This window comes from Hugenholtzia roseola DSM 9546 (assembly GCF_000422585.1).
GTDB classification, from domain to species: domain Bacteria; phylum Bacteroidota; class Bacteroidia; order Cytophagales; family Bernardetiaceae; genus Hugenholtzia; species Hugenholtzia roseola.
The window spans coordinates 127831-142406 of the sequence record NZ_KE383881.1; the positions used below are offsets into that span (position 1 = coordinate 127831).

Here is a 14576-nt window from a genome sequence, read left to right on the forward strand (position 1 = left end):
TCTTGGCTCAAACGCATGACATCTAAAACTTCTTTTGCTTCTACTAAACCTTTTGCCTTAAAACTATCTTTTACTTCACTATTTTTCAAAAAATATACCCATTCGTCCAAAGTATCTTTTGCAACGTCATTAAATTGATTTACTTTGATAATGTAGTATTCGGGGAAAATATCCGATATATTTTGTTTGGTAAAGGTTTCTTGTTGTTTGTTTGAAAGTTGTAGCAAATCTTTTTCGTGCAGACCTTGAAAATTAGTTGTCCCTTTATAGACATAATCTTTACCTTGTCCTAAATCAAAATAAACAATATTTACAGAAATTACTTTTTTGATTTCGGAATAAGATTGCCCCAAACTTAAATTTTCAGTTAGGGCTTTTGATGCGCCATACGCCATGCGATGGAAATAATCTATTTCGTAAGTATTTTGAATTTCTACAATAACAAGCTCATTTTTAGCGTTTTGCACCAAAATATCTACGCGATTGTACTTGTCTTGCTCGGTTTCTTGATTACCTTCGCTTTCCAAAATCTTTTCAATTTTGATGTCCTCAAAAAAAAGTTCAGATAAAAAACCTTCCAACACAACAAAATTAGCCTTATTGCGAAGGAGTTTTTTTACTGCCCAATCGAAACGGATTAGTCTTTTGCTCATAGTTTTACTTTTTAATTGAAAAGAAATTATTTTTTATTGCGCAAGGCTTCAATTTGGTCAATAGTTAAGCCTGTATCCTCTGAAATAATTTGGATTTCTGTCCCACGTTTGAGCATTTTTTTAGCAATCTCAATCGCTTTTTTATAATTTTCATCTTTCCGCACTTTCTGTTCTGCCTCTGCTATTTTCTTTTCCATTAGCTCCTCTTGTTGGATTTTCAAAGAAAGTGCTTCACTTGCTTTTACGTGCAGGTAGTCCAAATAACGATTATAGCCATAAGTTTGCTCTTGATTCAAACGCATGACATCTAAAACCTCTTTTGCCTCTGCCAAACCTTTTGCCTTAAAACTATCTTTTACTTCACTATTTTTCAAAAAATAAATCCACTCGTCCAAAGTATCTTTTGCGACATCATTAAATTGATTTACTTTGATAATGTAATATTCGGGGAAAATATCAGAAATGTTTTGTTTGGTAAAAGTTTCTTTTTGCTTGTTTGAAAGCTGCAAAAGGTCGCGTTCGTGCAGACCTTGAAAATTAGTTGTGCCTTTGTAGACATAATCTTTTCCTTGTCCTAAATCAAAATAAACGATATTAACAGAAATTACCTTTTTAATTTCGGAATAAGATTGTCCTAAACTCAAATTTTCCGTTAGGGCTTTTGATGCGCCATACGCCATGCGATGGAAATAATCAATCTCATACGTATTTTGAATTTCAACGATAACAAGCTCATTTTTAGCATTTTGCACCAAAATATCGACGCGATTATACTTGTCTTGCTCTGTTTCCTGATTGCCCTCACTTTCCAAAATCTTTTCAATTTTGATGTCTTCAAAAAGAAGTTCGGACAAAAAACCTTCCAACACAACAAAGTTCGCTTTATTGCGAAGGAGTTTTTTTACTGCCCAATCGAAGCGGATTAGTCTTTTGCTCATAGTTTTACTTTTTTAATTGAAAAAAATATTATTTTTCATTGCGTAAGGCTTCTATTTGTTCGATAGTTAAGCCTGTACTTTTCTCAATTAGGTTATTATCCAAACCTAATTTTATCAAGTTTTTTGCAAACTCAATTGTATTTTTAAGTTTTTCATCTTTTCTGATTTCCTCCTTCGCCTCTGCTATTTTCTTTTCCATTAGTTCCTCTTGTTGGATTTTCAAAGAAAGTGCCTCACTTGCTTTTACATGTAAATAATCTAAGTAACGATTGTAACCATAAGTTTGCTCTTGGTTCAAACGCATGACATCTAAAACCTCTTTTGCCTCTGCCAAACCTTTTGCCTTAAAACTATCTTTTACTTCACTATTTTTCAAAAAATAAACCCACTCGTCCAAAGTATCTTTTGCGACATCATTAAATTGATTGACTTTGATAATGTAATATTCGGGGAAAATATCAGAAATGTTTTGTTTGGTAAAAGTTTCTTTTTGCTTGTTTGAAAGCTGCAAAAGGTCGCGTTCGTGCAGACCTTGAAAATTAGTTGTGCCTTTGTAGACATAATCTTTACCTTGTCCTAAATCAAAATAAACGATATTAACAGAAATTACTTTTTTAATTTCGGAATAAGATTGTCCTAAACTCAAATTTTCGGTTAGGGCTTTTGATGCGCCATACGCCATGCGATGGAAATAATCGATTTCATACGTATTTTGAATTTCTACGATAACAAGCTCATTTTTAGCATTTTGCACCAAAATATCTACTCGATTGTACTTATCTTGTTCAGTTTCCTGATTGCCTTCGCTTTCCAAAATCTTTTGGATTTTGATGTCTTCAAAAAGAAGTTCGGATAAAAAACCTTCCAACACAACAAAATTAGCCTTGTTGCGAAGTAGTTTTTTCACTGCCCAGTCAAAGCGGATTAGTCTTTTGCTCATGGTTTTGTCGTTGAAATTCTTTTCGCAAAGATAAGGAAAATGAAGGAAAAAGGCTTGACAAAGTAGATTTTAGACCTAACCGTTTTGTTAGGTCTAAAATAATTTAGTTCGTCCTTGTCTTACGAATAGCTAATCCATCTTTTCGTATGTACCAAGTAGTTTATTTGAAGTGTGTAGGGATAACCTACCATCTTCCTCTACTTTTAAATACTCCCCCAAAGCATTTTTATATAAATATTTATTATCTTTTTTAGTGAGTTTTATTTCAGATATACTTCCATCTTTAAACCGTGTTGTTTCGATAAACTGATTTTTATTATCTTCTGAAATAATGAGGATTCTGCTGGTCATTCCGCTATCAATGAACCATTTTCCCACTATTTTCCCTTTAACATCTACTTTTGAATTTCTTAGTTCTTCGTATTCTTCTGATGTAAGTCCCAAGATTTTAACTGCTAAGGTTGGGTCAAAATGTGTTGTAGCCCAAGCAACACTTTCTGCGTTTTCTCCTGGCAGGTGATAGGTAATAAAATATTTTTCATAACCTGGATGTTGTGATTTAATATCATTTGCTATTTTTTCTAACTGAGTCTTATCTACTCTATAAGGCAATCGTACTCCAAAAGATGCTTTTATATTCATAAAAAAATCTGTAGATATTATTTCTATTTTTACGTTATTTTCTGTATTTTTATTAAGTTTTTTATTTTCAATATTGTTTAAGTTATTATTTGATAAACTATTGGTATTTTTATTTTTATCAGAAAGGAGGGCAATCGAAAATAGTAAACCCAAACCACCAGAAATGAATATTTTTCCCGCTAAGTTAAATGATTTACCCATCCATAAAGGTATAAGCCCAAGCGGAAAACAAAAAAATGAAAGCAAGAGTGTAAAACGCTTCTTATCGTACCATCTACGATTAGAGCTTGAGTGGAAGTTAGATGTAGTAGACATTGTTATCTAGAGTTTGATGATAAAGTATTAAATTTTTAAAAAGACTAAGACATTGCGCTGTTTTTACAACACTGCAAATATAGGAAAAATTTAGAATAAGCAAAAAAAATCTGCTTTGCTATATTAAATTATAGATTTTTGTGTTACTACAATTCACCAAAAAGTCACCTTATAAGGTTATTGTGTAATGCTTATAATTTTACTCGTTCTGGTGGTGTTCTGATATGTTTTACAGTAGATTTGAGGTGGGCAAGCCGCTTTTTTATAGAGGTGTAACGGTCTGAAAATAAGCATTTTTTGAAGGCAGTATCGCATTTTTTCATTAAAAAATGGCGCAACCTTCGAAGGTATGAAGTTTTTTTTCTATTTTAGCCCTATCAAAATACCCTCTTAACATTTGCAAAATGACGAGCGCAGAGAAAAAAGCATTTTTATTACTCAAATGTGTAATTTTTCACTATCACGGTTTAGACGAAGATGAGCAGCGCATCTTAGACCAAACTGCCCAAGCCCTGCAAGCCCAAGCCGAACTTGAATGGGCAAACCAGTTTGTCGCCGAAGATTATTACAATGCCTTTGAAAGGGCGAGGAGCTATTTAGCAGATGCCGTTTCCGACTTAGACAAGTCCAAAAGATTAGACTACCTACTCAAAGTATGGAACGCGAATCTTCAAAAAGGATACATCTCTGAAATGGAGGCGATGGCTTTGCTCAAACTTGCCAAAGATTGGGGCGTAGAAGACGGACTTATCGAGTCTATTAAAAAGATAAAAAAATAGTCTTTATTTTGCTATGAAAAAAAAAATAGTTCGCCTTTTTTCTGCCTTACTTCTTTTTTCCTTCGCCTTCGAGCTACTCAAAGCACAGGACTATGACTTTTCGCAAAGCTCTGAAATTTTGGGAAAAGACAACCCCCAAAGAAGTGCCTACGACGTACTTTTTTACGATTTAAACCTGCGCATTTTGCCCACCGAGCGCAAAATCAGAGGTTCGAACCTTATCCGCTATCGCTTGCTTGCGCAAGTGGATAGCCTGCAAATAGACCTTTCCCCTTTGCTCGAAATAGATAGCATTTTGAATCAAAAAGGAGAAAAAATTGCCTTTACACGCTACCAAACAGCCGTAAAAATCCCCCTTTCTCACACAACAATCGGGCAACAAAGTTGGGTGCAGGTTTTTTATCAAGGTAGCCCCCTTGTTGCACAAAATCCGCCTTGGCAGGGAGGTTTTTCTTGGGAAAAAGACGCAAACGGAAACGATTGGATTGGCGTGAGCTGTCAGGGAATAGGGGCGCAAACGTGGTTTCCTTGCAAAGAAGTGCTGACGGATAAGCCCGATAGTGTGCGCCTGACTTTTGAAGTGCCTACCCCTCTTTTTTGTGTGGCAAATGGAAACTTGCAAGCCCAAACTGAGCTATCGGACGGCTTTACGCGCTATCAATGGGCGACAAGCTACCCCATCAATACCTACAATATTACGTTGAACGTAGGAAATTATGCTCATTTTTCAGATTACTTTAAAAATCAAAGTGGCGAAAAATTAGATTTAGACTATTACGTACTTGCCTATCAAGAGAAAATAGCCAAACCGCATTTTAAGCAGGTCAAGGAGATGCTTGCCATTTATGAAAAACTTTTAGGCGCGTATCCCTTTCCAAAAGATGGTTTTGCTTTGGTAGAAACGCCCTATTTGGGTATGGAGCATCAATCGGCGATTGCTTATGGCAATGGTTATCAAAATAATAGATACGATTTTGATTATATTATCATACACGAAAGCGGACATGAATATTTTGGCAATAGTCTGACCGCTACCGACATCGGCGAAATGTGGATTCATGAAGCCTTTACTACCTATTTAGAAGCCCTTTTTGTAGAGGAAAAAAGCGGCTATGCACAGGCTTTGCGCTATTTGGCGGGGCAGCGTGTTTTCATAAAAAATGACGCGCCTATTGTTGCACCTTTGGGATTGCGATATTTTAGCATTGCATCTACCGACATGTATTACAAGGGGAGTTGGTTTTTGCATACCCTTCGGCACGTGGTAGATGATACGCCACTTTGGAAGCAAACCCTACGCGATTTTTATCAGACCTATAAACACCGTCAGGTAAGTACTGCGGAAGTAATTGATTTTTTTGTGCAAAAGTTGGAAAAAAAGATAGCAGAAAAACAAAAAAGGGCGAATGTAAAAGCTATTTTTGAGCAATACCTCTACTATGCCAAGCCGCCCATTTTTCAGTATTGTATAGAAAAAGTAGCCCAAAAAGCGGACAGCATTTCCTACCGTTTGCACTACCGTTGGCAGACCGACGTGCCTAATTTTGAGATGCCGCTTCCTGTGCTTATGGCAGACCAAAAGCCACTGTTTCTCGATTCGGTTACAAATTTGTGGCAGCATTATGATTTTAGTTATGATTTAAAACAGGCGACTTCTTTGGCAAAAAGAAACGGACAGCCCGATTTTTTTCCCGAAATTGCTTTTTTTGAAGATAAATTTTATATCTTGACCCAAATGACACCACTTCAAGGGGCAGAGGGCGAAAAAGAAGCGAAAGCGGTTTCGGAAAAAAGCCGCGATTTGCCTGCTATTGTTCCTGAATTAGATTTTTCACCCAAAACAGACACGACCATGAGTACAACCATCAGAGGAAAAGTAACTTTCCAAGACTTAGAAGGCGGCTTCTGGGGTATTATTTCCCATGAGGGGAAATCCTACAAACCCGACCAAATGCCTGCCGAATTACAAAAACAAGGCTTGGAGGTAGAAGTAGAAGCCGAAGAAATTAAAGGCTTTTCTATTTTTATGTGGGGGACGAATATCCGCATCATTTCCTACAAAATACGCTAAGGCGGCAAGCCATCTTTTAGTATGGTAGGAAAAAACAGCCTCAAAATAGCACAGAAACGACAAAAGGTGATAAAAATCATACTCGAACCCTGACAATGGTCATAAAATAGTAGCTTTATATCGCCTACCTTTGTCGTATCAAGAGCCGCAAATAAGTTGTGGCAAATGGATATGAACTCAGGCACGATACAATGTTTTCTTTCCTATAATAGAAGGAGCGAAAGTTTGGATTTGCCTACTTTCTACCCTCTATCTCTTTTATTATTTTTGCTCAATTCTTTCTTGCTCAAACCCCAAATTTTCTTTTTTTTATGGAAATCAAAAAAATCTTAGTTCCTACCGATTTTTCAGAACAGGCAGATTCAGCGTTGGCGGCTGCCGTTGCGATTGCAAAAAAAGAAGGTGCTGAAATTACGCTCTTACACGTAATCGACGTTCCCGAAGCCGAATACGCACAAGGCGGCTCTAATATCGATGTCTTTGGTAGTGCAGGTGGTGGCGAAGAGGAAATTGGCGTAGTACCGCAGATGGTACAAATTATGAAGTATGTCCGCGAAAAAATGCAGGGCTACAAAGACCAATATGCAGATGCCAAAATTACCGAAAAGGTAGTCTTCGACCGCGTGCATCGCCATGTCTATAAGTTTATCGAGCAAAACCAGACCGATTTGGTAGTGATGGGTTCGGTAGGCGCGTCAGGCTTAGATGAGGTAGTGGTAGGCTCGAACACACAGCGCGTTGTGCGCCATGCCCAAGCTCCCGTTTTTGTTGTGAAGGGCAATGTAGAAACGCTCAATATCAAAAATATCGTATTGGCTTCTGATTTTAGCGATGATGCTGCCAAAGGGATAGATTTGCTCAAAAAGTTTCAGTCTGTTTTTGGTGCAACCTTGCACTTGGTTAGTGTCATTACGCCCAACTCTTTCGAGCCTACGCCCACAACCAAAATGCGCATGGAAAACTTTGCCAAAAAGCACGGACTTTCCAACTATACCGTCAATTCGTTCAATTTTTACACCGAAGAAGAAGGCATTATGTCTTTTGCCAGCGACGTGCAGGCGGATTTAGTAGGCTTAGGCACACATGGCAGAACGGGCTTCTCGCGCTTCTTGATGGGTAGTATTGCCGAAAATGTGATGAATCATTCAGCCGTTTCGGTACTTACCTTCAAATTGAAATAGTCCTTTTTCGCTTTTACTGCCAAAACCCTAAGCGTTCCTATCAAATGCTTAGGGTTTTTTCGTTAAAAAAAATTGCCTTCGTTTTGTATTTCAAAAAAAATGACTACTTTGCAGCCTTGTTTGGCGGCACAAACGTTTTGGAAGCCCTAAAAGTTCCCCTCAATCGCACCTTTACGATTGTCAAAACGCTGTAATACAAGCCCCAACGCACACACACTAACAAGTTTTTCACACAAATTAAAAATAGAGAGCCTAAAAATATGGCACAAGCGAAATCAAACATCGGACATCCCCCAGGGTTATACCTGCTTTTCTTTACCGAAATGTGGGAGCGTTTTAGCTACTATGGCATGCGTGCTTTGCTCACCCTTTATCTGACCAAAACCGCTATGGAAGGCGGCTTAGGTATAGAAAAAGAAAATGCGACACTCATTTACGGCTATTTCACAGGCTTCGTTTATCTAACCCCTATTATTGGCGGCTGGCTCGCTGATAAATATTTAGGACAACGCCCTGCTATCCTTATCGGCGGTGTTTTGATGATGTTTGGACAATTTAGCTTGGCTGCTACGCCTTCTTTGGGTGAGTGGGCTACTTGGCTCGGTTTACTGCTTATTATTATCGGAAATGGCTTCTTCAAACCCAATATTTCTACCTTAGTAGGGGGCTTGTACGAACAAGGCGACCCGCGCCGCGACGGTGCTTTCACCATTTTTTACATGGGTATCAATTTGGGAGCTTTGCTTGCGCCACTTATTTGTGGTTATTTTGCCGAAGACCTCTTTGCCGTTAAAGACGTAGATGCCAACGGCAATAGCACGATTGTAAAATACGCCTTTGAGTATGGATTTTTAGCCGCAGGTATTGGCATGTTGTTGGGTCAGATTTTGTTCAATATTTTAGCTCCTAAATACTTAGGCGATTTAGGCAAATACCCCGTAGAAACGAACAAAGGTTCGGGCAAATCTGACGAAAAAGATAGCGTGGTGCTTTCTAAAGAAGAAAAAGATAGAGTAGCGGTTATTCTTACCCTGACTACTTTTACGATTTTCTTTTGGGCAGGATTCGAGCAGGCTGGTAGCTCACTGACCCTTTACACCGATTCTTATATAGACCGTACTGTCTTCGGTTGGACAATTCCGACGGCTTGGTTTCAGTCTGTCAATCCGCTCTTTATCGTGCTTTTGGGGATTCCGATTGCCTCTTTTTGGTCGTATTTGGCAGCTAAAAAGAAAGACCTTTCTATTCCTGTCAAAATGGCGTTGGGCATGGTGCTTTTGGGCATCGGCTTTTTCTTTATGGTGGGCGCAGTTTTGGAGCGTGGCGGCGACGGCACAGACCCTTCACAAAAAGCAGCTCTTATTTGGCTAATTGCGACTTATTTCTTCCACACCGTAGGCGAACTTTGCCTTTCCCCGATAGGGCTTTCTATGGTTACGCGCCTTGCGCCGCTCAAATATGCCTCTATGCTTATGGGCGTTTGGTTCTTAGCTCCTTTTATTGCCCAAATTGCTGGGGGATATATTGCGAGTTATGTAGAAAAATTAGGTGCTTTTCAAATCTTTATCGCCATTGCGTTGTTCTCTATTTTAGCAGGTCTGATACTGTTTGCCATTTCGCGCAAGCTCGTAGAAATGATGCATGGCAGAGGATAGCGTAAGGCAGTCCAAAAAAGTTGCGTTCTCAAAAAAGTGTGCGAAGGGCTTAGGTTCTTCGCCTTTTTTTGTTTGGTTTGATTTTGATGTATTTCAATTTGATATAATAAAAAATGAAAAAGTTTGACCTTTCTGCGCTTATTCGCCCTCACCTACTTGCCCTTGCGCCTTATAGTTCAGCGCGTCAGGATTTCAAGGGCGTGGCAAATGTCTTTTTAGATGCCAACGAAAACCCTTATTCATTGCCTTTTGAGTTGGGTATTGATGAAGGTTACAATCGCTACCCCGACCCTTTGCAGGTAGCACTGAAAAAGAAAATTGGCAAGCTCAAAGGCATTGCACCCGAACATATCTTTTTAGGAAATGGCAGCGACGAACCGATAGATTTGCTTTTGCGCCTTTTCTGTCAGCCGCAAAAAGATGAAATCATCATCACGCCGCCCACCTATGGCATGTATGCCGTCAGTGCAGCCATTCAGGAGGTAGGTATTAAGAAAGCATACCTAAAACCCGATTTTTCGCTTGATGTTGCCGAGATTTTCAGACAGGTTTCGCCACAGACTAAGCTCATTTTCCTCTGTTCGCCCAATAATCCCACAGGAAACCTTTTGGCAAAAGAGGATATTTTGCAGGTCTTGGAAAATTTTGAAGGTATTGTGGTGGTAGATGAAGCCTACATAGATTTTGCTGCTGCCGATTCTTTTCTTCCACTTCTTGCCCAATATCCCAATTTGGTAGTGCTGCAAACTTTCTCTAAGGCGTGGGGATTAGCCGCTTTGCGTTTGGGCATGGCGTATGCTTCTGCCGAATTGATTACTTTTTTAAATAAAATAAAGCCCCCTTACAACATCAATCTTCTGACCCAAAACGCCGTCAGCAAGGCATTAGACAAAGAAAATGAGGTGCGCCATTGTATTCAAATTTTGGTAGAGGAGCGAAAAAAATTAGAGAACTTTTTGTATCAAATCAAAAACCAAACAGGAGTAATTGCAGAAGTCTATCCTTCTGCTGCCAATTTTATTCTCTTCAAAACCAATCCCGATTACTTTTCAGCCGATACTTTGTACCAAAAACTCACCGAAAAGGGAATTGTGGTGCGCAATAGAAGTAGAGAGCCTCTCTGCCAAAACGCGCTTCGTTTGAGCGTAGGAAGTGTAGAGGAAAATAGGCTCTTTTGTCAGGTCTTGGAGCAACTTTCGCAATAAGGCGCGGAGTGTTAAAAATGGCAGCCGTTTGTAGGGACAAGGCAGTGCCTTGTCCGAATTTTGATAGAAACCCAAAAAATTAGACTAAAATTAGACTAAAATTAGGTTTAAGCTAAATTTTATTTTTTGAGAGTTCAAAAGCTACCGCGCCCATTTTTCGAAGTTTTCGTACTGTTCTTCGGAAGCCTCTTGCAGGGGCTGGACTTTGAAAAGTGGGAAAAAGCGGTCTTGCGTGGCTTCTAAGCGAGTACGCAGGAGTTCATTTTTTCGGAAAAAGGTTATTTCGCTGCGTCCTGCTTGTAGGGCAAATAGTTTTTCTACATTGTCGGGACTTACCTTTCTGCCGTTTATTGCCACAATTTCATCACCCCAAGCCAGCGATTCTTCGGCAGGCGACTGTGGTACAAGTTGTAAGACTTGGCAGGTGTTGTTTTGCCATTGCAAGCGCAAGCCGTACAAAGATTCAGCAAGAAGCGGATTGGGTTCTTCCTTCAAATCTTGTCCTATGTAGTGTAGGGCGGCTTTGAGGTCAGTTTTGAGGTCGGTTTTGCCATAAATGCAGGTTGCAAAATAGGCTTGCATCTCTTTTCCTGCTACTTTTTCTACTAATTTTTGATAATCTTCTTCGGTATAGCCTCTGCCTTTTTTTCCAAACTTTTCCCATAAAAGTTGTAAGACGCTATCGAGGCTTTGCTCATTGTGGCTTGCCTTGCGAAGTGCGATGTCCAAAATAAAGGCAGCCACTGCACCTTCTACATAAATCGAGCTTTTGCGGTGCGGCACGCCCACTTCATAGCCATCTAACCACAAATCGTAAGAAGAATCGGCTACGGAAAGATTAAAACGCCCCCAATTTTCAAAATGACGCTTCAAAATGGTTTCAAAATCTTTGAAATACTGTTCCATGCTATACACGCCACTGCGTAGGAGCATCAAATCGCCGTAATAAGTCGTGATGCCTTCGGCAATAAAACCTGTGCGGAAATAGTTTTCTTTTGTCAAATCGTAAGGCATCATTTCTTTGGGTCTGATGCGCATGATGTTCCAAAGGTGGAAAAGTTCGTGCGAGGAAACGCCCAAAAAGTCGTTGTAGAGCTTTTCTTCCTGCATTTCATAGTCTGCACCCAAGACGATAACGGTAGAATCGGAATGTTCTACGCCATGGTAGAATTTATAGGGCAGAATTTGAAACAAAAAATGGTATTGTGAGCAGGGCATTTCGCCAAAAAGGGCGATTTGTTTTTCTGTAAAGGCTTGAAATTGTGCCACAACTTCGTCCCACTTGGGTTGCCATTCGCCTTGAATCCAGAGGTGGAAGATGCAGTCCGAATTTTTGGCTAAGTAGGTCTGATGTTGGAGGGTTGGGCTTGCGATAAGGGGCGAATCTACTAAGTGGAAAAAGTCTTGTGCCTTCAATTTTCCCTTTTTGAAGGGCAGCGCACAGGCAATTTGGTAGCTCTTGGGAACAAGCAAATCGAGGTAGTAGGCTTCATTTTCGCGCCCTTCTACGGCGAGCATACAGCAAATAAAGTTTAGATAAAGTTGCTTTTCATCTAAATAACAGCCCCCTGCATCTAATTGGTTCGCAAAATATTCATACGAAACTACAATTTCTTGCACATCTTTGGTATCTATTTCCCATCTATCTTTGCTTACTTTACGAAACGAAAGCGGATTTTCTTTTTTATCGAATACTTCAAAACGGCGGATATTTTTGGCAAAATTTTGCAGGGTATAACGCCCTGGTCGCCAAGCGGGGAGTTGTAAGTAGGTCTTTTTTTCCGTTAGGTTGGAAATGGTAAGTTCAAAATCAACGACGTGCAGGTGGGGTTTGCGAAAGGAGATGCGATATTCCATAGGATTAAAAATAAGAGTAGCTTTGTAACACTTTGTTCATATTGGCTACAAAGAACGTACTTTTTTCGCTTGGTTGTATATTAAATTAGCTTTGAAGTGCAAAGTATAGAGTTATGAAGTCGTAAAAAGTGCTGCCGACAATTTTATTGATTTTTTTATGATTTTATTTTTTTTGCTATCTTAGGGGGTGAAAATTGCGAACCTATTAGATTTTCAAAAGCTAATAATTGCCTATGTAGGGACAAGGCATTGCCTTGTCCGAACATATTAAAATTGAAAACACAAGCAAACTTTCAGACCCAAAAGCAGGCTTTTGGCAAATGTTATATGTTTTAGGTACAAAAATGCGTTTATTTTATGAACAGAGAACAAGCCCAAAAAATCATCGATAGCCTTTTGGAAAGGCTCGAATATTATCGAAGCGAAAAAGCTATGACAGCCTACGCACCTCTCAATTTTGATTTGAAAAAGCGAATAGAAGAACTCGAAGTTCAAATCCAAAACTTACGCAACCTTTTGGCGCAAAGTCAAGCCGAAACCATCAATTTGCCTAATTTAGAACGCCTCAAAAAATTGGCGTTTATGGATTTGGAAAAGCAGGACAAAGAAGAATTTATCAAAGTCTATTACTCTTTTCTTCAAGATTGTAAGAATGTAGTGAAGGATAGCGTTATCAATGCGCAAAATGTGCATATTGGGGATAAGATTTACTATGATAATGGAAAGCAGGAAATTAACCGCTTGCTCACTTCGCCGCCTTTCCAAGCCCCCGTTTTTTTGGGAAGGGATAGCGATTTGAAAAATGTACACAAACGCCTTTTTGAGGGCGATAATTTTTTGATGCTCGTCAATGGGCAGGGCGGAATTGGAAAAACTACCTTCGCCTCGAAGTATTGGGCAGAATACGGAAATGAGTATTCGCATTTGGCGTTTTTGTTTGTAGAAAATGGTATCGCCAACGCCTTGCTTTCCCTTGCGTCTACTTTGGGTTTGAAATTTACAAATGAAACACAAGCGCAACAACTACAACTTTTGGTTACAAAAGTTAGCAACCTTACCAAACCCTGCCTTTTGATTTTGGACAATGCCAACAACGAAAAAGATTTGAATGAAAACATTGTTTGGTTGCGAAAATGCCCTAATTTTCATATCTTGCTAACCTCGCGTTTGGCAGATTTTGAGTATGCCCAAAAATATCCTATTGGCACTCTCGGCAAAAAATATGCCCTGCAAATGTTTAAAGAGCATTACAAAAAAATGCAGGAAAGCGAAACGCCTCTTTTCGAAGAAATTTATGAGGCGGTAGGCGGAAATACGTTAGTTTTGGAACTTTTGGCAAAAAACCTAACGAGTTTTAATAAAATACGCCAAAAATATAGCCTGCAAATGCTCAAAGAAAATTTGCAAAAGAGCCTTTTAGCACTTTCGCACAGCAAGGAGGTAAAAACCGAATACCAAGCCAAAGGCACAGGCATAAGACAAGAAACCCCCGAAGCCATTATTTTGGCAATGTACGACCTGACCGATTTACAAGAAAGCGAAGTTGCTTTGCTTTCTGTTTTTGCCGTTTTACCTGCCGAAAATATTGAGTTTGAAACACTTACCAACTTTTTACAAGATGAAAATTTAGACGATACCCTGCTTTCGCTTGCCCAAAAAGGTTGGATAGAACAAAACGAAACCGCTTTTAAGATAAGCCCCGTAGTACAAGAAATAGTCCGCCACAAAAACCAAGAATGCCTTTTTGCCGATTGTGAAAAGATGATTTTGTTTTTGATTGAGGAACTTAATTGGCGTGATAATCCTAACTATCACCAAGAAAACTACAAATATGCCACGCTTTATAGCCACTATGCTGAAAGTGTAGTGAATCATTTTGAACCAAAATTTGAAATAGGGAATTTGTGCGAAAGGATTGGTAATTTTTATGAAACAGTAGGTAATTTGTCTAATGCCTTGCAGTTTTTCGATAAGTGCAATCAATTTTTTTCTATTTTATCTTCCCAAAATCCGAACTCTGAAAATATCAAAAATGGACTGGCGATTTCCTACTCCAAATTAGGGCAAACGCATAGCAGTTTGGGGGATTTAACGCAGGCTTTACAGTTTTTTGAAAAGTTTAAAGATTTAGAAAAAGACCTTTCTGACTCCTATCCTTCCAACGTGGAGTTTAAGAATAATCTGGCTGCATCTTACTCCAAATTAGGGGCAACGTATAGCAGTTTGGGGGATTTAGCGCAGGCTTTATACTTTTTTGAAAAATACAATGATTTAGAAAAAGACCTTTCTGAATCCTATCCTTCCAACGTGGGCTTTAAAAATGGACTGGCGATTTCCTAC

12 protein-coding genes are annotated in these 14576 nt (G+C 39.1%); 6 read left to right on the plus strand and 6 right to left on the minus strand.

What is annotated here, in order from left to right:
* The 4 genes from G500_RS23595 to G500_RS0114195 all read right to left on the minus strand — a co-directional run.
* On the minus strand, positions 1 to 653 hold a 653-nt coding region (locus G500_RS23595; RefSeq protein ID WP_051203645.1), incomplete at its 3' end, for a PD-(D/E)XK nuclease family transposase.
* A gap of 26 nt (positions 654 to 679) precedes the next feature.
* Complete coding sequence (locus G500_RS0114185) at positions 680 to 1591, minus strand: Rpn family recombination-promoting nuclease/putative transposase (RefSeq protein ID WP_027003033.1); 912 nt, start codon at positions 1589 to 1591, stop codon at positions 680 to 682.
* 28 nt (positions 1592 to 1619) lie between these two features.
* On the minus strand, positions 1620 to 2531 hold the full coding sequence (locus G500_RS0114190; RefSeq protein WP_027003034.1) for an Rpn family recombination-promoting nuclease/putative transposase: 912 nt from the start codon (positions 2529 to 2531) through the stop codon (positions 1620 to 1622).
* 129 nt (positions 2532 to 2660) lie between these two features.
* A complete protein-coding gene (locus G500_RS0114195) occupies positions 2661 to 3488 on the minus strand; it encodes a hypothetical protein (RefSeq protein ID WP_027003035.1) in 828 nt (275 codons plus the stop codon).
* Between the two features lie 404 nt (positions 3489 to 3892).
* On the opposite strand from G500_RS0114195, the gene G500_RS0114200 reads away from it, so the two are divergent.
* Positions 3893 to 4267 (plus strand): hypothetical protein, encoded by a 375-nt coding sequence (locus G500_RS0114200; RefSeq protein ID WP_027003036.1) that lies wholly within the window; start codon positions 3893 to 3895, stop codon positions 4265 to 4267.
* Between the two features lie 13 nt (positions 4268 to 4280).
* Positions 4281 to 6338: a M1 family metallopeptidase gene (locus G500_RS23600; protein ID WP_051203647.1), complete on the plus strand. Its 2058-nt coding sequence runs from the start codon at positions 4281 to 4283 to the stop codon at positions 6336 to 6338.
* Here G500_RS23600 and G500_RS25755 read toward each other — a convergent pair.
* Positions 6335 to 6523, minus strand: a complete 189-nt coding sequence (locus G500_RS25755; protein WP_154657166.1) for a hypothetical protein — start codon at positions 6521 to 6523, stop codon at positions 6335 to 6337. The two genes, G500_RS23600 and G500_RS25755, sit on opposite strands and share 4 nt — an antisense overlap.
* A gap of 126 nt (positions 6524 to 6649) precedes the next feature.
* On the opposite strand from G500_RS25755, the gene G500_RS0114215 reads away from it, so the two are divergent.
* The 3 genes from G500_RS0114215 (at position 6650) to hisC (ending at position 10379) form a co-directional block, all read left to right on the plus strand.
* Positions 6650 to 7519, plus strand: coding sequence for a universal stress protein (locus G500_RS0114215; protein ID WP_051203649.1), 870 nt, complete (start codon positions 6650 to 6652; stop codon positions 7517 to 7519).
* Between the two features lie 260 nt (positions 7520 to 7779).
* Positions 7780 to 9174: a peptide MFS transporter gene (locus G500_RS0114225; protein WP_027003038.1), complete on the plus strand. Its 1395-nt coding sequence runs from the start codon at positions 7780 to 7782 to the stop codon at positions 9172 to 9174.
* Between the two features lie 113 nt (positions 9175 to 9287).
* Complete coding sequence (gene hisC / locus G500_RS0114235) at positions 9288 to 10379, plus strand: histidinol-phosphate transaminase (RefSeq protein WP_027003039.1); 1092 nt, start codon at positions 9288 to 9290, stop codon at positions 10377 to 10379.
* A 141-nt stretch (positions 10380 to 10520) separates the two neighbouring features.
* On the opposite strand, the gene G500_RS0114240 is transcribed toward hisC, so the two are convergent.
* Complete coding sequence (locus tag G500_RS0114240; protein WP_027003040.1) at positions 10521 to 12236, minus strand: M61 family metallopeptidase; 1716 nt, start codon at positions 12234 to 12236, stop codon at positions 10521 to 10523.
* Between the two features lie 357 nt (positions 12237 to 12593).
* Between G500_RS0114240 and G500_RS0114245 the strand changes: the two genes are divergently transcribed.
* Positions 12594 to 14576: tetratricopeptide repeat protein (locus tag G500_RS0114245; RefSeq protein ID WP_027003041.1), on the plus strand; the 1983-nt coding region annotated here is incomplete at its 3' end.